This is a genomic window from Aeromonas sp. ASNIH5, from assembly GCF_002902865.1.
Taxonomy (GTDB): domain Bacteria; phylum Pseudomonadota; class Gammaproteobacteria; order Enterobacterales; family Aeromonadaceae; genus Aeromonas; species Aeromonas caviae.
On the sequence record NZ_CP026122.1, the window covers coordinates 4,506,983 to 4,523,870 of the forward strand.

Annotated in this window: 16 protein-coding genes and 2 tRNA genes; 7 read left to right on the forward strand and 11 right to left on the reverse strand. The window is 61.4% G+C overall.

The genetic code is table 11. From position 1 onward, the window contains the following. Window positions 1-30: 30 nt before the first annotated feature. The 5 genes from C2U30_RS21270 to cysK form a co-directional block, all read right to left on the reverse strand. Window positions 31-576, reverse strand: coding sequence for a cytochrome b (locus tag C2U30_RS21270; RefSeq protein ID WP_010673568.1), 546 nt, complete (start codon window positions 574-576; stop codon window positions 31-33). Between the two features lie 255 nt (window positions 577-831). Then, window positions 832-1,341, reverse strand: coding sequence for a PTS glucose transporter subunit IIA (gene crr / locus C2U30_RS21275; RefSeq protein ID WP_010673569.1), 510 nt, complete (start codon window positions 1,339-1,341; stop codon window positions 832-834). A gap of 43 nt (window positions 1,342-1,384) precedes the next feature. After that, on the reverse strand, window positions 1,385-3,112 hold the full coding sequence (ptsI, locus tag C2U30_RS21280) for a phosphoenolpyruvate-protein phosphotransferase PtsI (RefSeq protein ID WP_103244486.1): 1,728 nt from the start codon (window positions 3,110-3,112) through the stop codon (window positions 1,385-1,387). A 44-nt stretch (window positions 3,113-3,156) separates the two neighbouring features. Continuing rightward, window positions 3,157-3,414, reverse strand: coding sequence for an HPr family phosphocarrier protein (locus C2U30_RS21285; RefSeq protein ID WP_005303128.1), 258 nt, complete (start codon window positions 3,412-3,414; stop codon window positions 3,157-3,159). A gap of 443 nt (window positions 3,415-3,857) precedes the next feature. Next, window positions 3,858-4,826, reverse strand: coding sequence for a cysteine synthase A (cysK, locus tag C2U30_RS21290; RefSeq protein ID WP_103244487.1), 969 nt, complete (start codon window positions 4,824-4,826; stop codon window positions 3,858-3,860). Window positions 4,827-4,989: 163 nt separating this feature from the next. Between cysK and C2U30_RS21295 the strand changes: the two genes are divergently transcribed. From C2U30_RS21295 to C2U30_RS21305, 3 genes are read left to right on the forward strand one after another with little or no spacing between them, the layout of a single operon-like run. Beyond that, a complete protein-coding gene (locus C2U30_RS21295; RefSeq protein ID WP_103244488.1) occupies window positions 4,990-5,832 on the forward strand; it encodes an AAA family ATPase in 843 nt (280 codons plus the stop codon). 3 nt (window positions 5,833-5,835) lie between these two features. Further along, the gene (locus tag C2U30_RS21300; RefSeq protein WP_103244489.1) at window positions 5,836-6,999 is read left to right on the forward strand and encodes a vWA domain-containing protein; all 1,164 of its coding nucleotides are present in this window, start codon (window positions 5,836-5,838) and stop codon (window positions 6,997-6,999) included. 55 nt (window positions 7,000-7,054) lie between these two features. After that, window positions 7,055-8,176, forward strand: a complete 1,122-nt coding sequence (locus tag C2U30_RS21305; RefSeq protein ID WP_039039348.1) for a beta-ketoacyl-ACP synthase III — start codon at window positions 7,055-7,057, stop codon at window positions 8,174-8,176. Between the two features lie 71 nt (window positions 8,177-8,247). On the opposite strand, the gene tsaA is transcribed toward C2U30_RS21305, so the two are convergent. After that, window positions 8,248-8,952 (reverse strand): tRNA (N6-threonylcarbamoyladenosine(37)-N6)-methyltransferase TrmO, encoded by a 705-nt coding sequence (tsaA, locus tag C2U30_RS21310; protein WP_041214760.1) that lies wholly within the window; start codon window positions 8,950-8,952, stop codon window positions 8,248-8,250. Window positions 8,953-9,257: 305 nt separating this feature from the next. Here tsaA and C2U30_RS21315 point away from each other — a divergent pair, with 305 nt between their 5' ends. Further along, the gene (locus C2U30_RS21315) at window positions 9,258-10,253 is read left to right on the forward strand and encodes an NAD-dependent epimerase/dehydratase family protein (RefSeq protein ID WP_103244490.1); all 996 of its coding nucleotides are present in this window, start codon (window positions 9,258-9,260) and stop codon (window positions 10,251-10,253) included. A gap of 70 nt (window positions 10,254-10,323) precedes the next feature. Here C2U30_RS21315 and C2U30_RS21320 read toward each other — a convergent pair whose 3' ends face one another. The 4 genes from C2U30_RS21320 to cydD all read right to left on the reverse strand — a co-directional run bounded on the left by C2U30_RS21320 (window position 10,324) and on the right by cydD (window position 14,711). Further along, a complete protein-coding gene (locus C2U30_RS21320; protein WP_103244491.1) occupies window positions 10,324-10,710 on the reverse strand; it encodes a DUF488 domain-containing protein in 387 nt (128 codons plus the stop codon). Between the two features lie 8 nt (window positions 10,711-10,718). Next, on the reverse strand, window positions 10,719-11,090 hold the full coding sequence (rcsF, locus tag C2U30_RS21325; protein WP_010673578.1) for an Rcs stress response system protein RcsF: 372 nt from the start codon (window positions 11,088-11,090) through the stop codon (window positions 10,719-10,721). A 107-nt stretch (window positions 11,091-11,197) separates the two neighbouring features. Beyond that, entirely contained in the window at window positions 11,198-12,943 is a 1,746-nt protein-coding gene (gene cydC / locus C2U30_RS21330; RefSeq protein ID WP_103244492.1) for a heme ABC transporter ATP-binding protein/permease CydC, read from the reverse strand. Next, a complete protein-coding gene (gene cydD / locus C2U30_RS21335) occupies window positions 12,936-14,711 on the reverse strand; it encodes a heme ABC transporter permease/ATP-binding protein CydD (RefSeq protein WP_103244493.1) in 1,776 nt (591 codons plus the stop codon). The genes cydC and cydD overlap by 8 nt, the downstream gene beginning before the upstream one ends. Window positions 14,712-14,912: 201 nt before the next feature. Here cydD and C2U30_RS21340 point away from each other — a divergent pair. Both C2U30_RS21340 and C2U30_RS21345 read left to right on the forward strand, forming a co-directional pair. Continuing rightward, window positions 14,913-14,986 (forward strand) — tRNA-Gly (locus tag C2U30_RS21340). A gap of 94 nt (window positions 14,987-15,080) precedes the next feature. Next, window positions 15,081-15,155, forward strand: a tRNA-Gly gene (locus tag C2U30_RS21345). 147 nt (window positions 15,156-15,302) lie between these two features. On the opposite strand, the gene arcA is transcribed toward C2U30_RS21345, so the two are convergent. Further along, a complete protein-coding gene (arcA, locus tag C2U30_RS21350; protein ID WP_010673581.1) occupies window positions 15,303-16,022 on the reverse strand; it encodes a two-component system response regulator ArcA in 720 nt (239 codons plus the stop codon). 385 nt (window positions 16,023-16,407) lie between these two features. Here arcA and C2U30_RS21355 point away from each other — a divergent pair, with 385 nt between their 5' ends. Next, window positions 16,408-16,806, forward strand: a complete 399-nt coding sequence (locus tag C2U30_RS21355) for a DUF3293 domain-containing protein (protein WP_081000902.1) — start codon at window positions 16,408-16,410, stop codon at window positions 16,804-16,806. Window positions 16,807-16,888 lie beyond the last annotated feature (82 nt).

Genomic DNA, 16,888 nt, shown 5'->3' on the forward strand with positions numbered 1-16,888 from the left:
CCTTTTTGTTGGTGTGCAACCCGTCGCTGGTTATTTGCGCTCGGGCAGCATATTGGTCAGGGTGTTGTCCTTGAGCACATGGTGGTGGTAGATGGCTGCCGCCGCGTGCAGGGCAATCAGGGCATAGCCAATGTTGGCCAGCGTCTCGTGCAACTCCTTGATGGTGCCCTTCAGGCCGTCGTCGGGGGCGATGAGGGCGGGGAGCGCCAGGCCGAAGAAGGGGATGGGCTTGCCGCCCGCACTCAGCAGCAGCCAGCCCAGCAGCGGAGTGAGGAGCAAGAAGCCATAGAGCGCCAGGTGGGCGAGCTTGGCCAGCGTGAGCATCAGGGGGGAGAGCTCGGGCACGATACGCGGTGAAGGGCTACCCACGCGCACCAGCAGGCGCACGACCACCAGCGCCAGGATCAGCAGACCCACCATGAAGTGAAACTCCTTCATCAGGTCGCGGCCGGCCGACCCTTTGGGGAAGATGTCCCTGAACTCCATCAGCGCATAGACGGCGATCATCAGCAGCAGGGTCAACCAGTGCAGCCCTATGCTCAGGCTGCCATAACGTTGTTCGGTATTTCTCAGCATCGTTGTCTCCTCGCCACTTAAGCGGCTTATCTCTTTTCATCCCGTCTCATATCGAGCCAAAGGACCCGCAGGTATCCCTCTTGAGGGTACTCGGCTTGCTTATGCCCGTGTTGATCTCGATAACATTTCTGCCTGTTTGCCGTCATGCTGACCTGTGCGGGAGCCCATGGAGTATCGGGAGATGGAAGGGGCAAAAAAAAAACCGAAGCACCAGGCTTCGGTTTTTGGCGGTCGCTGGCGTCAGGCCAGGGCGCATTATTTCTTGATGCGGATCACCGGGGTTTCGCCCACGGTCACGGCGCCAGTCATCTTCACCAGCTCTTTGATCTCGTCCATGTTGGAGATGACCACAGGTGTCAGGGTAGACTTGGCTTTGGCTTCCAGAACGGCCAGATCGAACTCGATGATGGTGTCACCGCGCTTGACCTGTTGACCTTCCTGAGCGATACGGGTGAAACCTTCACCCTTCAGCTCGACGGTGTCGATACCGAAGTGAACGAACAGCTCGATACCAGAGTCGGACTCCAGAGAGAACGCGTGGTTGGTCTCGAAGATTTTGCCGATGGTGCCGTCGCACGGAGCAACCATCTTGTTGCCGGCCGGTTTGATGGCGATGCCGTCGCCGACGATCTTCTCGGCGAAGACGACGTCAGGCACATCTTCGATGGGGACGATTTCGCCGGACAGCGGAGCAAAGATTTCGATGCCGCCAGTGTCAGAACTGTCGTCGGAAACCAGTTTCTTCAGTTTGTCGAACAGACCCATAGTAAAAGCTCCTAGAGATGATTGTCGCTGTTTGCAGCCGATCTTAGCAGACTGCCTTCTGCTTAATAAAGTTATCTACGCACGCTTCGATTTCGGTGGCGGTGGCAAAGCTCAGCGCCTGGTCGGCCATGGCCTTCACATCTTCGAAGTTGGTGTTGCGGATAAGCTTCTTGATACGCGGTACAGAGATGGCGCTCATGGAGAACTCATCCAGACCCATACCCAGCAGCAGCAGGGTGGCGCGTTCGTCACCAGCCAGTTCACCGCACATACCGGTCCACTTGCCATTGTCATGGGAAGCGTCGATCACCATCTTGATCAGGGTCAGGACGGAGGGTGACAGCGGGTTGTACATGGCGGAAATCATCTCGTTACCACGGTCGACAGCCAGGGTGTACTGGGTCAGGTCGTTGGTACCGATACTGAAGAAATCCACTTCCTTGGCCAGATGATGAGCCATCACGGCCGCGGCCGGGGTCTCGATCATGATACCGACTTCGATGGATTCATCAAAGGCTTTGCCTTCGGCACGCAGTTCGGCTTTCAGCGTCTCCACGGTAGCCTTCAGGCTGCGGAACTCTTCGACGGAGATGATCATCGGGAACATGATGCGCAGTTTGCCGAAGGCAGACGCACGCAGGATGGCCCGCAGCTGGGCGTGCATGATGTCGGTGCGATCGAAGAAGATACGCACGGCACGCCAGCCCAGGAAGGGATTCATCTCTTTCGGGAAATTCATGTAGGGCAGTTCTTTGTCGCCGCCGATGTCCATGGTACGGACGATGATCGGTTGATCCGGCATGGCTTCGGCCACTTCTTTGTAAGCCTTGAACTGCTCGTCTTCGGTCGGCAGCGCGTCACGGTCCATGAACAGGAACTCGGTACGGTACAGACCCACGCCTTCGGCGCCGTTGCGGATGGCACCTTCGGTGTCCTTGACGGTCCCGATGTTGGCGCACACTTCGACCTGGTGGCCATCCAGGGTGATGGCAGGCAGGTCTTTGAGCTTGGCCAGCTCGTCCTTCTCGGCCTGGAACTGGGCCTGGAACTTCTTGGCTTCGTTCAACTGGTCGGCGGTCGGGTTGATGATGACCTGGTTGTTGATCGCATCCAGCACCAGCATGTCACCGTTCTTGACGCGCTCGGTGATGTCGTTGGTGCCCACGACGGCCGGCAGCTCCAGGGAGCGGGCCATGATGGAGGTGTGGGAGGTACGGCCACCGATGTCGGTGACGAAGCCCAGCACGTATTTCAGGTTGATCTGAGCGGTTTCAGACGGGGTCAGGTCTTTGGCGACCAGGATGACCTCTTCGTCGATGGTGCTCAGGTTGACAACGGCGATGCCCAGTACGTTCTTGACCAGACGGGTGCCGATGTCACGGAAGTCGGTGGCGCGCTCACGCAGATAGGGGTCATCCAGATCGGCCATCATCTTGGCGTACTGTTCGATCACCTCGTGAACGGCTCTGTCGGCAGAGGCCTTGTGTTCTTTGATGAAGGATCTGATATCCCCTTCCAGCTCTTCATCTTCGAGCAGCATGATGTGGCCTTCGAAGATGGCCTCTTTTTCTTCACCGAAGGTGCGACCGGCCATCTCTTTGATGGCTTCCAGCTGTGCGGCTGACTTGGTGCGGGCTTCGAGGAAGCGGTTGATCTCGGCATCAATCTGTTCGGCGGGAATCTTGCCCTGATTGATAACGATTTCATCTTCTTTCAGAAGAAGCGCCTTGCCGAATGCGATACCGGGGGACGCAAGAATGCCAGATATCATAATCCTTCCTATTAAAACGACTGTGGGGGAGGAATAAAGCTGGATTACTCCAGCTCGTCCATCAGGGCAACCAGCTTCTCAACGGCTTTCTGAGCGTCCGGGCCGTCAGCCTGGATGGTCACGTTGGTGCCTTTGGTCAGACCCAGGGTCTGGAGCTTGAACAGGCTCTTGGCGCTGGCGGATTTGCCACCGGAGACCACAGTGATCTCACTTTGGAATTCTTTGGCTTCTTTCACGAACTGAGCTGCAGGACGGGTGTGCAGGCCGTTTTCAGCAGTAATAACAACAGACTTCTCGTACATGGTTTCACCCCATATTATTGATATTGTTTGGAGAGATGGTCGCCAATGAGGCTTCCTGTCTCACCGTGTCAGTATGGATATGTTGTAAAGTAACGAAATCAGACCTGCAATGGTTTAATCCAGGTCAATTTTCTGTGCAGTATTCGGCGTTGTGGCCAGGTATTTTTTCGCTATCAGGCTGCAAGCCGCGTCAGGACTGGCCTGAAATTATTTTATAACGAAAAATAACACTTTGTTACCTTGTGATACCTTGCCAGCAAACACCTCGTGACGCCGCACAGGATATGAGATTTATCACAGAATGTCTGCTTTTTTTGTCATATCCAAGTTTGTTATTTTACCCCAAAAAATAAGGGGCCGAGTGGCACTGGTGGCTAGAGAGTTTAGCGCATAATGAAAACGGCGCTCCGAGGAGCGCCGTCGTGTTGGTGTTGGCTGATCAACTACTGCTGCAATTCCTGCTCGCTGAACACACCGGCGAAGAGGGCGCTGGAGAGGTAACGCTCGGCGGCGCTCGGCAGGATGACGACAATCGTTTTCCCTTCGAACTCCGGCTGCTCGGCCAGACGGTTGGCAGCGACCACGGCAGCGCCGGAGCTGATACCGGCCAGGATCCCTTCCTCTTCCATCAGGCGGCGGGCCATCTCGATGGCTTCGTCACTGCTCACCTGCTCGACGCGGTCCAGCAGGCTCAAATCCAGGTTGCCCGGGATGAAGCCGGCGCCGATGCCCTGGATCTTGTGGGGACCGGGCTTTATCTCTTCACCTGCCAGTTTCTGGCTGATGACGGGAGATTCGCTGGGCTCGACCGCCACGGAGACGATGGCCTTGCCTTTGGTCTGCTTGATGTAGCGGGAGACCCCGGTGATGGTGCCGCCGGTACCGACGCCCGCCACGAACACATCCACCTCGCCATCGGTGGCGTCCCAGATCTCGGGGCCAGTGGTCTGCTCGTGGATTTCCGGGTTGGCCGGGTTTTCAAATTGTTGCAGCAGTACGTACTTGCCCGGTTCGGATTCGAGGATCTCGTTGGCCTTGGCAATGGCGCCCTTCATGCCGAGGGGACCTTCGGTCAGCACCAGGTTGGCACCCAGGGCCTTGAGCAGCTTGCGGCGCTCCAGGCTCATGGTGGCCGGCATGGTCAGGGTGATGGGATAGCCGCGGGCCGCAGCCACGAATGCCAGGGCAATGCCCGTGTTGCCGCTGGTGGGCTCGATGATCTCCTTGCCCTTGGTCAGCACGCCGCGTTTCTCGGCATCCCAGATGAGGTTGGCACCGATCCGGCACTTGACGCTGAAGCTTGGGTTGCGGCTCTCGATCTTGGCCAGCACGCGGCCCTTGGTAACACGGTTGAGACGAACAAGCGGGGTGTTGCCTATGGTCTGGCTGTTGTCCTCAAAAATTTTGCTCATGGTGCTATCCCTGTGTTTGTTAAGGCGATGAAACAAGATTACCCTGTGGTTTCTGAATGAGAAGTGACGAATCGTTATAACAATATGTTATTACAACATATAGAACTTATTCTCTCTTGCCGAGGGGGCTCCCGCTGCCTGGGCATCCAATGGAAGGGATCTCATGGGATTTGCAGGAAGCGATCGCTATCTCGCATCACAGGCACTGAAGATGGCCGTCGATGCCGCCATCGTGCTGGAGAAGCCGCTGCTCATCAAGGGTGAGCCCGGTACGGGCAAGACAGTGCTGGTGGAGGCGGTGGCCGAATCCCTGGGCGCCGAGCTCATCAGCTGGCACATCAAGTCCACCACCAAGGCCCAGCAGGGGCTCTACGAATACGATGCCGTCGCCCGGCTGCGAGACTCCCAGCTCGGTGACCCCAGGGTAGGGGAGATAGGCCACTACATCCGCCGGGGTAAGCTGTGGCAGGCCTTCAGCGCAGAGCAGCGGCCAGTGCTGCTCATCGATGAAATCGACAAGGCGGACATCGAGTTTCCCAACGATCTGCTGCTGGAGCTGGATCGGATGGAGTTCGATGTCTACGAGACCGGCGAGCGCGTGAAGGCGCGCCAGCGCCCCGTGGTCATCATCACCTCCAACAACGAAAAAGAGCTGCCGGACGCCTTCCTGCGCCGCTGTTTCTTCCACTACATTCGCTTCCCCGACAAGGCCGAGATGCAGGCCATCGTCAAGCTCCATTACCCCGACCTCAAGGAGCGGCTGCTCGACGAAGCGATGACGCTCTTCTTTGAGCTGCGTGCGGTAGAGGGGCTGCGCAAAAAGCCGTCCACCTCCGAGCTGCTGGACTGGATCCGGCTGCTGTTGGCGGACGACATCGCCCCCGAAGCCCTGCGCACCCGTGAGCCCGGCAAGCTGGTGCCCGCACTCTACGGCGCCCTGCTCAAGACCGAGCAGGACCTGCATCTGTTTGAGAAGCTCGCTTTTCTGGCCAGACGCGGCAGCTGACCCATGCTGATCGACTTTTTTACCCATCTGCGCCGTCACAAGCTCCCCTGCAGCCTGCGCGAATTGCTGGACTTGCACGCGGCGCTGGCTGCCCAGCTGGCCAGCCTCGACATGGACGAGTTCTACCAGCTATCCCGCTGCCTGCTGGTGAAAGACGAGGCGCACTATGATCGCTTCGATCGCGCCTTCGCCGAGTATTACGAGGGGTTGGCCGCCATCCCCCTGTTGCCGGAGAGCCTGACTGACGACTGGCTGCGCAAGGAGTTCGAGCGACTGTTAAGCCCGGAGGAGAAGGCGTTGCTCCAATCCCTTGGCGGGCTGGACAAGCTGCTGGCGACCCTCAACCAGCGCTTGAACGAGCAGAAGGAGCGTCACGCCGGCGGCAACAAGTGGGTCGGCACCGGGGGCAGCAGCCCGTTCGGTCACGGCGGCTATCACCCGGAAGGGATCCGCATGGGGGGAGAGGGCCAGCACGGGCGGGCGACCAAGGTGTGGGAAGCGCGCCACTTTCGCAACTTCAGTGACGACTCGCCCCTGGGGCAGCGCGCCATCCAGCTCGCCCTGCGCAAGCTCAGGCGCTGGGTGCGCCGGGGCAATCCCGACGAGCTGGATCTCGACGACACCATCCAAAGCTCGGCCAGGCAAGGCTGGCTCGATGTGAAGCTGCGGCCCGAGCGCCACAACGGGGTCAAGCTGCTGGTCTTCTTCGATGTGGGGGGCTCCATGGATGCCCATGTGGCCAAGGTGCAGCGCCTCTTTTCGGCCCTGCGCCACGAGTTCAAGCACCTGGTGTTCTTCTATTTTCACAACTGCCTCTACGACTTCGTCTGGCAGGACAATGCCAGGCGCCTTGATGATCGGCTCGATACCCTGCGGCTGCTGCGTACCTACGGCAGCGACTACAGGGTGATGGTGGTGGGGGATGCGAAGATGGGCCCCTATGAAATCACCTGGCCAGGTGGCAGCGTAGAGTACTGGAACGAGGAGCCCGGCCAGGTGTGGCTCGGGCGCCTGCAACAACATTTCCCCAAGATGGTGTGGGTCAATCCGCTGCCAAGGCAGGAGTGGCTGTGGCACCCCTCCATCAAGTTGATGAACGAATTGATCGGCGGGCGGATGCACCCGCTGACCCTGGCGGGTCTGGCTGCGGCCATCGACCAGCTGTGACCCTCTGAACCCTAAAAAACAGACAAGCCGGGATTGCACCCGGCCAGGAGCAAAGATGACCTCTATCGTAATCAGTGGCTCAGGCCTCTATACCCCTCCCTTTGCCGTCAGCAATGAAGCGCTGGTGGCGGCCTTCAACCAGTACGTGGATCTCTACAACGAGGAGAACGCCTCCGCCATCGATGCAGGGCAGCTGCCTGCCAAGCAGCACTCGAGCTGCGAGTTCATCGAGAAGGCCTCCGGCATCAAGAGCCGCTATCTGGTGAGCAGCGAGGGGGTGCTGGATCCCGACATCATGCAACCGCTCATGGCGGAGCGCCCGGACGATCAGCCCTCCATCATGGTGGAGATGGCGGTGGCGGCCGCCGAGCAGGCGCTGATCGCCGCCGGTCGTGAACCGGGGGAGATCGATCTTGTCATCGTCGCCGCCTCCAACATGCCGCGCCCCTACCCGGCGCTGGCCATTGAATTGCAGCACTATCTCGGCGCCAGCGGCCTGGCATTCGACATGAACGTGGCCTGCTCTTCCGCCACCTTCGGGATCAAGACCGCCGCAGACATGCTGGCGGCAGGCACCGCCCGGCTGGCGCTGGTGGTCAATCCGGAGATCTGCTCGGGTCACCTCAACTTCCGCGATCGGGACAGTCACTTCATCTTCGGCGACGCCTGTACCGCCGTGCTGCTGGAGCGGGAGGCCGATTGCCAGGTGGCCAACCCCTGGCAACTGGTGGCCAGCAAGCTGGTGACCCAGTACTCCAACAACATCCGCAACAACTTCGGCTTCCTGAACCGGCTCAGCCCGCGCACCCGCTACGGCGACGACAAGCTGTTCCGCCAGCAGGGGCGCAAGGTGTTCAAGGAGGTGCTGCCCCTGGTGTGCGATCAGATAGCCTCCCAGCTGGCGGAGCAGGGATGGGCGGCCGATGGCTTGAGCCGGCTCTGGCTTCATCAGGCCAACCTCACCATGAACCAGTTCATCGGTCGCAAGTTGCTGGGCCATGACGCCAGCCAGCAGGAGGCGCCTGTCATCCTCGACCGCTACGGAAACACCAGCTCGGCGGGTTCCATCATCGCCTTCCACCTCTTCAATCAGGATCTGCCGAGCGGGGCTCGCGGGGTGCTCTGCTCCTTTGGGGCCGGTTACTCCATCGGCAGCCTGCTGCTGCAGCGGCGCTGAGCACCCTGTTTTGCCCATAAAAAAGCCACCCGGGAGGGTGGCTTTTTTTCATGCTGCCAGAGAGGCTTTTTTCAAGCGGGTTCGATGGCCAGTACCTGACATTGCGGTTCTTTTATCTGAAATCGCACGTTCACATCGAACAATCTGACACCGTACACCTTGTCATCCGGCTTGCCCTTCTTGTAAGCAGGGCGGGGATCCTGGGCCAGCACCTCCCTCACCAGTTCACGCAGCTCCGGGTGGGCCTTGAGCCAGGGGGCGAGCTGCTGCTCGGCCTGGGCGCTGAAGCTCACCGCCAGCGGCGGGGTGGGGGCATCGGGGGCGAAACCGCCACGGGCGTGGGGCAGGCTGTCGGCATAGGGGACATAGGGCTTGATGTCGACGACCGGGGTGCCGTCGAGCAAGTCCACCGCGCCCAGCTCGAGCCAGAGCTTGCCGCGCTCACGTCCCACCCCGTGCAGCTCGACCACGGAGAGGCCAAGGGGGTTGGGGCGGAAGGTGGAGCGGGTGGCAAAGACCCCGACCCGCTCGTTGCCGCCGAGGCGCGGCGGGCGCACCGTCGGGTGCCAGCCCTGATCCATGGTCTGGTGAAACACGAAGCTGATCCAGAGATGGGAGAATTGCTCGATGCCGCGCAGCACATCGGGCTGATCGTAGGGAGGAAGCAGTTCGAGGCGGGCGCGAGCCGCGCTGACCAGACCGGGCTGGCGGGGTATGGCGAACTTCTCCTTGTAGGGAGAGCGGATGATCCCTAGGGTATCGATATCGAACTTCATGGCGGATCCTGGCTGAAAACCCGGGCAATGTAGCACAGGCACGCCGAAAACGCAGGGGGAGTACCAGGACGCGGCCCCTGTGATCCCGATCCCAGACCCGGTGCCAGGGGGCTGTGTCCTGGTGCCAACTTGCGTAGGGTGGGGCGGCAAAAGGGGTGGCGGGGGAGCGGACAAGGAATCTGCTGCCCGCACCATGACGATATGCCTGGCGGCATCAGGGCGTGTGCTCACCATGCCAGGCCATGGCCGTTTCGGCTGCCCGTGGAGGGGCTGCAAGGAGAGGGCGCCATAGAGGAGAGACAGGGATGAAATTGTTGATTATCGGCGGCACCGGCTTTCTGGGTCGCCACCTGACCACGCTGGCCCTGGATTGGGGGCACGAGGTGACGCTGTTCAATCGCGGCCACCGCCAGCACCCGGATTGGCGGGAGCTGACCCAGCTTCACGGAGACAGAGACGGGGACCTGGCCCCCTTGCGGGGCGAGGGGCGGCACTGGGATCTGGTCATCGACACCTGCTGCTATCGCCCCGAACAGGCCGAAGGGCTCTCTGACGCCCTGCTGGGGCGCTGCGATCGGCTCATCTTCATCTCCACCATCAGTGTCTATCGCGATTTTTCCCAACCCGGCATGGATGAGTCGGCCCCCCTGCACGAGATGGCAGGAACGCCCACCGACTACGGCCCCCTCAAGGTGCTGTGCGAGTCGGTGTATCGCGCCCGCTGGGGAGATCGCCTGTGCACCCTGCGCCCCGGCGTGCTCTGCGGCCCCTTTGACCCGACCGCTCGTCTTGCCTGGTGGGTGAGGCGGGTGCAGCGGGGCGGGCCCTGGCTCTTGCCGGGGCTGGGGGAGGACAGGCTGCAATACCTGGATGTGCGCGACTGTGCCGAGTTCGTGCTGCGGGCTGCCGAGCAGCGACTCGCTGGGTGCTTCAACCTGATCAAGCCCGGCATCGCACTGAACGACTGGGTGGAGCGCCTCGCTGCCCGGCTGACGCCAGTGACCCCCTTGCAGCTCGAGTGGGCTCCCTGGCGTGACCTGATGGCGGCAGGGGTGGCGCCCTGGCAAAGCTATCCCACGCTGCTGCCAAGCGAGCTGCCGGAGTATGCTGGGTATGGCACCATCAGCGCCGAGGCCGCCATCGTCCATGGGCTGAACTTTCGCCCCCTGGAGGAGACGGTTGACGATCTGGTGGTATGGCTTGCCAGCAACCCCCGGGGGCCGCTGCCGGGCATGACCCCTGATGAGGAACAGGCCTTGCGACGACGAGTGGAGGTTTCCTTGTCATCGAATGCGTACTAGCCGGCATCATAAAGAAGAGGGCACCCCGGGGTGCCCTCTTCTCATGTGGGGTGTTCATCCATGACGGGACTCAGCGCAGCAATGCCCCCGCCTCGGCCAGCAGGGTTCTCAGCACACTGCGATGGCAGCGGGACTCCTGTTCGCAGTAGCACCCCACCGAGAAATGGGTAGTGTGGGAGAGGGCGGCCAGCAGGGCCAGATCGTGCCTCGCGGCCGGGGCGGCCATCTCAGCCTTGTACTGCTTGCAGAAGGCGGTCCACCGGGCCGGGGTGTCGGCAGTCTGACCGAGTTTCATGGTCTCGGCGCTGGGGGCCAGATTGGGGAACCAGACGTCGTACCAATCCAGGCTGGCGAACGCCGCTTTGGGCACGCCGCGAGGGGGGCGACGCACGGTGCCGATGCGAAGCCCCTCATCCTCGAGGCGGAGGCTGCCGAGTCGCACGATGGCGATCGCCATGGCAGGACTTACTTCTCTTCGGCCACTTTCAGCGCCTGGCCGTAGCAGATCACCTGCTTCAGGCAGCCGGGCACGTCGCTGAACTCGGCGCACTTGTCGAAGCTGACGCCGTTGCCCCCCATGTCCGCCACGCGGCGGCGGGCCAGGGTACGGGCTTCACCGGCATTGGGCACCGCCTGATTGGCATCGCTCTGGCAGGATTCCCCCTCGACGGTGCCGAGATAGAGGTAGTTGAGGTCGGCGAGCTCGCTCTGCTCGTAGATCCGCACGCTCCCCGGCTTGAAGTACTCGTCGAAGTTTTCCTTGTCCAGATTGCTGTTGAAGGCGAAGTCGGCGCAACCGGAGGCAATCAGGGGCATCATCAGGATCAGGCGTTTCATATCGGCATCTTGTTGGGTGGCGAGTGGGTCATTATAGGGGGCAGTCGCCGATGGCGACCAGCCCCATTTTTAGCCATATCAATGGATTGTAGCGAGACGACCCCGGATCAGGCGGGGGCCAGTCGCCGGTGCAGGCTGCGGTAGTGATCATCTTCCAGCAGCTCCTGGTGGGGGGCACACAGACGGATGCGACCCTCTTCCATCAGGGCTACCCTGTCCATCCGTTCCAGCCCCAGCAGGCGGTGGGAGATGAGCAGCAGGGTGCGATCCGCCCCCAGGGTCAGCAGCAGATCCATGATCTCCCGTTCGGTCTGGGTATCGAGCCCTTCGGTGGGCTCGTCCAGCAGCCAGAGCGGTGCATCGTGGAGCAGGGCGCGGGCGATGCCGATGCGGCGGCGCTCCCCGCCGGAGAGCGGACGCCCGCCATCCCCGAGCCAGGCATCCAGCCCCTGTTCGGCCTGCTCACCCTCATCGCACAGCAGAGTCCCGAGCCCCACCTGGGTGAGCACCTCGATGAGCCGTTCGTCGCTGGCTCCGGGGGCGGCCAGGGTGAGGTTGCCACGCAGGGTATCGGCAAACAGGTGGACCCGCTGGCTCACCACGGAGCAGGAGGCGCGCAGCGCCTCTTCGCTGTAACCGGTGAGGGGCTTGCCATCGAGCAGGATCTCCCCCGATAGGGCCGTCCATTCCCGGGTCAGCAACCCCATCAGGGTGGACTTGCCACAGCCGGTCTGCCCCAGCAGCGCCAGCTTCTCCCCGGCATGCAGTTGCAGGGTGCACCCTTGCAGCACGGGTGCATCTTGGCCTGGATAGGTGAAATGCAGGCCGCTTATGTGCACGGCACCCCGGGCAGCGGGGGCTTGCTGTGCTCCCCACTCCGGCGCCTTGGCCTCTTGCAGGATCTCGTTGAGACGGCGGGCGGAGGTGAGGCTGGTGGAGAGGTGCTGGAAGGCACCGGCCAGCGGCAGCAGCGCCTCGAAGCTCGCCAGAGTAGCGAACACCATGAGTGCCGTGATGGGGTCAGGGGCACTGCCACCGACGCCGTGACCGGCCAGCCAGAGCATCAGGGTCAGAGTCCAGCCGCTCAGCAACTGCACCGAGAAGGCGGCCAGGCCGCTGACGCGGGCCATGCGGGCCTGGGCCCGGATCAGGGCCTGCTCCGCCTGCTGCAATCCGGTGAGCGCCTCGGGAGCGGCGGCGAACATCTGCAGTTCGGCCTGGCCGTCCAGATAGTCCACCATGCGGGTACGCAGGTTGGACTTCTCGGCGATGAGCTGGCGGCCCGGCGCGCGCCCGGCAAAATAGAAGACCAGGGGCAAGGCCAGCATGCCAAAGAGCAGAATGGCTCCCAGCGTCAGCGCCAGGCGACCATCGAAGAAGGAGAGGAAGAAGACCAGCCCGGCGCAGCTCAGCAGCGCCGCCCCAATGGGGGTGATGAGGCGCAGATAGACGTGATCCATGGCATCGATGTCGGCCACCAGACGGTTGAGCAGGTCAGCCTGGCGAAAACCCGCAAGGGAGCCGGGGGAGAGAGGGGAGAGCTTTTGCCAGAACCAGACCCGCAGCCGGGTCAGCACCCGGAAGGTGGCGTCGTGGCTCACGACCCGCTCGCCCCAGCGACTGGCGGTGCGCACGATGGAGAAGAAACGCACGCCCCCCGCAGGGGTCATGTAGTTGAAGGTGTCTCGGGTGGCGACCGCCAGCCCGGCGACGGCGGCGGCGGAGAGGAACCAGCCGGAGAGGGAGAGCAGGCCCATGCCGGCCACCAGGGTGACCAGGGCCAGCAGCAGGCCGATGGAGAGGCTGAGCCAGTGCTGGCGATAAAGGCGCAGGAACGGCAATAGATCAGTCATCGAGAGAGTCTCCGAAACCTTGGGATTGCGACAGGAGGCGGGCGAAGGGGCCCTGGGCCTCGCCGAGTGCGGCAAAACGTCCCTGCTCCACCAGCTTGCCGTGCGCCAGCACCAGGATGTTGTCCATCTGGCTGAGCTGATCGAGGCGGTGGGTGATCATCAGCAGGGTCTGACCTTGTGCGGCCTGTTCGAGGGCGCTCATGACGGCTCGCTCAGAATGGCGATCCAGGCTGGCAGTGGGTTCATCCAGCACCATCATCTGGGTCGTCTTGAGCAGGGTACGGGCAAGGGCGATGCGCTGGGCCTGGCCGACGGAGAGGCCGCCCGCCTGATCCCCGACCCGATAGTCCAGCCCTTTCTCATTGACGAACTCCCAAGCCTGGGCGCGCTTGAGCGCGGATTCCAGCTCGGCGTCGCTGGCGGATGGTCTGGCCAGCAGCAGGTTGTCCCGCAGGGAGCTGTGGAAGAGTTGGGGATTCTGGGAGAGCCAGCCTAGCTGCTGGCGCCACTGGCTGATGTCCAGGGTACGAAGCTCCACTCCGTTGACGCACAGGGAACCGCGATAGGGGGCAAAACCGAGCAGGGCATTGACCAGGGAGCTCTTGCCCGCGCCGCTGATGCCGACCAGGGCGGTGCGCGTGCCGGCTTCCAGCGTGAAATCGAGGGGACCGACCAGCACCTTGCCCTCGGCGCTCAGCACTTCCAGGCTGCGGGCTTCTACCTTGACGGGGCCATCCGCATGGAAGGGGAGTGTCCCGGAGGCGGGTTCGCTCACGTCGGCCTCGAGAAATTCCAGCAGTTGCTCGGCGGCGCCAATGGCCTGTGCCTTGGCGTGATAGTGGGCACCGAGTTCCCGCAGCGGCGCGTAGAACTCGGGGGCGAGGAAGAGCACGAACAGGCCGGTAAAGAGGGTGACCTTGACGCCATAGCTGCCAAAGTTGAGGTGATCGATGTAGGAGAAACCGAAGTAGACGGCCACCAGGGCCACCGCGATGGCGGCGAAGAACTCCAGCACGGCCGTGCTCAGGAAGGCGAGGCGCAGCACCTCCATGGTGCGCTCGCGAAAATCTTCCGATGCATCGCGGATGGCCTCCCCTTCCGCCCGGGTGCGCATGAAAAGCTGCAGGGTGCGCAGCCCCTTGAGGCGATCGAGGAAGTGGCCTGAGAGGCGCGCCAGCGACTGGAAGTTGCGGCGGTTGGCATCGGCGGCGCCCACCCCTACCAGGATCATGAAGAGAGGAATGAGGGGGGCCGTGCCGAGCAGAATGAGGCCCGCCGCCCAGTTGACCGGGAACACGGAGACCAGGATCACCAGGGGAATAAAGACGGCGATGGCCATCTGGGGCAGATAGCGGGAGAAGAAGTCCTGCATCTCTTCGATCTGCTCGAGCAGCAGGCTGGCCCAGCTACCGGCGGGACGACGCTGGATATAAGCAGGGCCGAGCCTGGCGAGGCGGGTGAGCACCAGCTCGCGGATGGCCTGGCGCACCGCACTGCCCGCCTTGAAACTCGCCACCTCGCGGCCATAGGCCAGGGCCGCCTTGGTCAGGGTCACCAGCAACAGACTGATGAAGAGGGGGGCGGAGTGCTTCGGCGTGGAGCCTTCGATGATGAAACCGTGAATCAGGGTCGCCAGCAACCAGGCCTGCATCACCATCAGGACGCCCTGACCCAGCCCGAAGGCGATGGAGATGCCGATCCAGCGCCGACCATGGCCCGATTGTTTGCGCAACCAGCCATAGAGATGTTTCTGTCTGTTCTTGTCCATTACCACCCTCCTCAAACGAGTGGCGCAAGACTATCGTCGCCCCCACGGCTTGGCAACCTTGCAGAACCGGGCGGAGGAACATCATTGTGTGAAAAATCGGCTTCATGCTCATTAGTTGGCCGAACAGCTTGATTTATGGCAAAAAATGCGAGGTCGGTGATTGCGCTCGGCGGCAAAATGCATATAGTAGAGGCCACTGACGCGGGTGTAGTTCAATGGTAGAACGGTAGCTTCCCAAGCTGCATACGTGGGTTCGATTCCCATCACCCGCTCCACATTCCAGATAGCGGCACGCGCCGTTGTCCATATCAGCCAGATGGCTGTCTGTCGTGGGGATTCCCCATCACACCAAGCAAGTTTTGATGCCTAGCGGGCATCGTATAATGGCTATTACCTCAGCCTTCCAAGCTGATGATGCGGGTTCGATTCCCGCTGCCCGCTCCAGTCTTCACACAAAAAGCCCACTCCTGCGAGTGGGCTTTTTGTTGTCTGTTTTTTGATGCCGGCGAGAGTGCCAGAGCGGCCAAGCTGAAAGGCGCAGACATGGAAAAGGCGCCACAGGGCGCCTTTTCAACTCGGGAGTGGGGAGGATTACTCCTGCTCCAGCTCGCCGCAGAAGCGATAGCCTTCGCCATGGATGGTGGCGATGATCTCCGGGGTGTCGCCCACGCTCTCGAAGTGCTTGCGAATACGGCGGATGGTCACGTCCACGGTGCGGTCGTGGGGCTTGAGTTCGCGGCCCGTCATCTTCTTGAGCAGCTCGGCACGGGTCTGGATCTGGCCCGGGTTCTCGCAGAAATGCAGCATGGCGCGGAACTCGGAGCGGGGCAGCTTGAACATGTCGCCAGCCGGGCTGACCAGGGCGCGGCTGTTGATGTCCAGGGCCCAGCCATTGAACAGATAACGTTCCACCAGCTTCTTCTCTTCGCCACCGGCGGCCACGTTCATGGTGCGGCTCAGCAGGTTGCGGGCACGGATGGTCAGTTCACGGGGATTGAACGGCTTGGTGATGTAGTCATCTGCGCCGATCTCCAGCCCCAGGATCTTGTCCACTTCGTTGTCGCGACCGGTCAGGAACATCAGGGCGATGTTGTCGTCTTCACGCAGCTCGCGCGCCAGCAGCAGGCCGTTCTTGCCCGGCAGGTTGATGTCCATGATCACCAGGTTGATGGTGTGGCTGGTCAGGGCCTGGTGCATCTCGTCACCGTTGTTGGCTTCGAGCACGATGTAGCCTTCGGCTTCGAAGATGCTCTTGAGGGTGTTGCGGGTGACCAGCTCGTCTTCGACGATCAGAATATGTGGTGTTTGCATGAGTATTCCCAGATTCTTATCAGTTAATTATCGAAATTTTAACACTCTTTGGCGTTATCCGACCGGTCCTGAAAATTTATTACGTCATCCTGGGTATGAATATCAGGTCGAATCATCGCGAATTTGGTAACTATGTCGGCAAGCATCCCTGTGCCGTACATGGGCTCTCAACAAGTCTGAACAAGAGAAGCCCGGAGAGGTAGTCCATTACAAAAGTTGCTGCATTTTATCAGTTAACAGGCGCATAACAACACTCTTTGCCGTCAGATAGCAACTTTTTAACTCAGCTTTGATATAAGTCAATCCCCGAGTTCGCTGCATCATACTTGGGCTGACCCGCTTTTTCGCCCTTAATAAATGTAATGGGATGTAACATGTGGTTGACATGACTTTGTGGGAAAACTACAGAAAAGTGTGCTTCATCGCCCCCTTTGCGCCTCCCTGCTGCCCAGCCTATGCCATTGTCACGGCCTGGAACCCGGCCAGCCGGTGGGTGGGGCTGCGTCGCAATGCCCGTCGCCAGCGAGCCCTTGTCCGGCAAGTGGGCGAGTGTCCCGTCATGGGAGAGGTCTGGGGGAGCGATGAGGATGAGCGCTGGCAGGAGGCGTCGCTGTTGTTGCCGCTTTCGCTGCCAGAGGCGATCCGGCTGGCCGCCCGATTTGGCCAGAATGCCCTCTATTGGGTACGTGAAGGAGAGCTCTGGCTGGTGCCCGTGTTGCTGGAAGGGACGCCCTGTCATCTGGGGGCGCTTGCGTCCCGCTGGCGGTTCAGGCCTTCAGGCTGACATGGCCCCCCGCCATCCGGACAGGGCACCCGGCCGGTGGATTGTCAGCGCCCCGACATGATGAAAGAATGAGCGGACACAT

Excerpts from the sequence above, each read along its gene's own strand:
- C2U30_RS21295 (WP_103244488.1), top strand. The coding sequence starts at position 4,990 with ATGGGATTTGCAGGAAGCGATCGCTATCTCGCATCACAGGCACTGAAG.
- C2U30_RS21270 (WP_010673568.1), bottom strand. The coding sequence starts at position 576 with ATGCTGAGAAATACCGAACAACGTTATGGCAGCCTGAGCATAGGGCTG.
- C2U30_RS21305 (WP_039039348.1), top strand. The coding sequence starts at position 7,055 with ATGACCTCTATCGTAATCAGTGGCTCAGGCCTCTATACCCCTCCCTTT.
- crr (WP_010673569.1), bottom strand. The coding sequence starts at position 1,341 with ATGGGTCTGTTCGACAAACTGAAGAAACTGGTTTCCGACGACAGTTCT.
- C2U30_RS21320 (WP_103244491.1), bottom strand. The coding sequence starts at position 10,710 with ATGGCGATCGCCATCGTGCGACTCGGCAGCCTCCGCCTCGAGGATGAG.
- rcsF (WP_010673578.1), bottom strand. The coding sequence starts at position 11,090 with ATGAAACGCCTGATCCTGATGATGCCCCTGATTGCCTCCGGTTGCGCC.
- C2U30_RS21315 (WP_103244490.1), top strand. The coding sequence starts at position 9,258 with ATGAAATTGTTGATTATCGGCGGCACCGGCTTTCTGGGTCGCCACCTG.
- arcA (WP_010673581.1), bottom strand. The coding sequence starts at position 16,022 with ATGCAAACACCACATATTCTGATCGTCGAAGACGAGCTGGTCACCCGC.
- cydC (WP_103244492.1), bottom strand. The coding sequence starts at position 12,943 with ATGACTGATCTATTGCCGTTCCTGCGCCTTTATCGCCAGCACTGGCTC.
- C2U30_RS21300 (WP_103244489.1), top strand. The coding sequence starts at position 5,836 with ATGCTGATCGACTTTTTTACCCATCTGCGCCGTCACAAGCTCCCCTGC.
- cydD (WP_103244493.1), bottom strand. The coding sequence starts at position 14,711 with ATGGACAAGAACAGACAGAAACATCTCTATGGCTGGTTGCGCAAACAA.
- C2U30_RS21355 (WP_081000902.1), top strand. The coding sequence starts at position 16,408 with ATGACTTTGTGGGAAAACTACAGAAAAGTGTGCTTCATCGCCCCCTTT.
- ptsI (WP_103244486.1), bottom strand. The coding sequence starts at position 3,112 with ATGATATCTGGCATTCTTGCGTCCCCCGGTATCGCATTCGGCAAGGCG.
- tsaA (WP_041214760.1), bottom strand. The coding sequence starts at position 8,952 with ATGAAGTTCGATATCGATACCCTAGGGATCATCCGCTCTCCCTACAAG.
- C2U30_RS21285 (WP_005303128.1), bottom strand. The coding sequence starts at position 3,414 with ATGTACGAGAAGTCTGTTGTTATTACTGCTGAAAACGGCCTGCACACC.
- cysK (WP_103244487.1), bottom strand. The coding sequence starts at position 4,826 with ATGAGCAAAATTTTTGAGGACAACAGCCAGACCATAGGCAACACCCCG.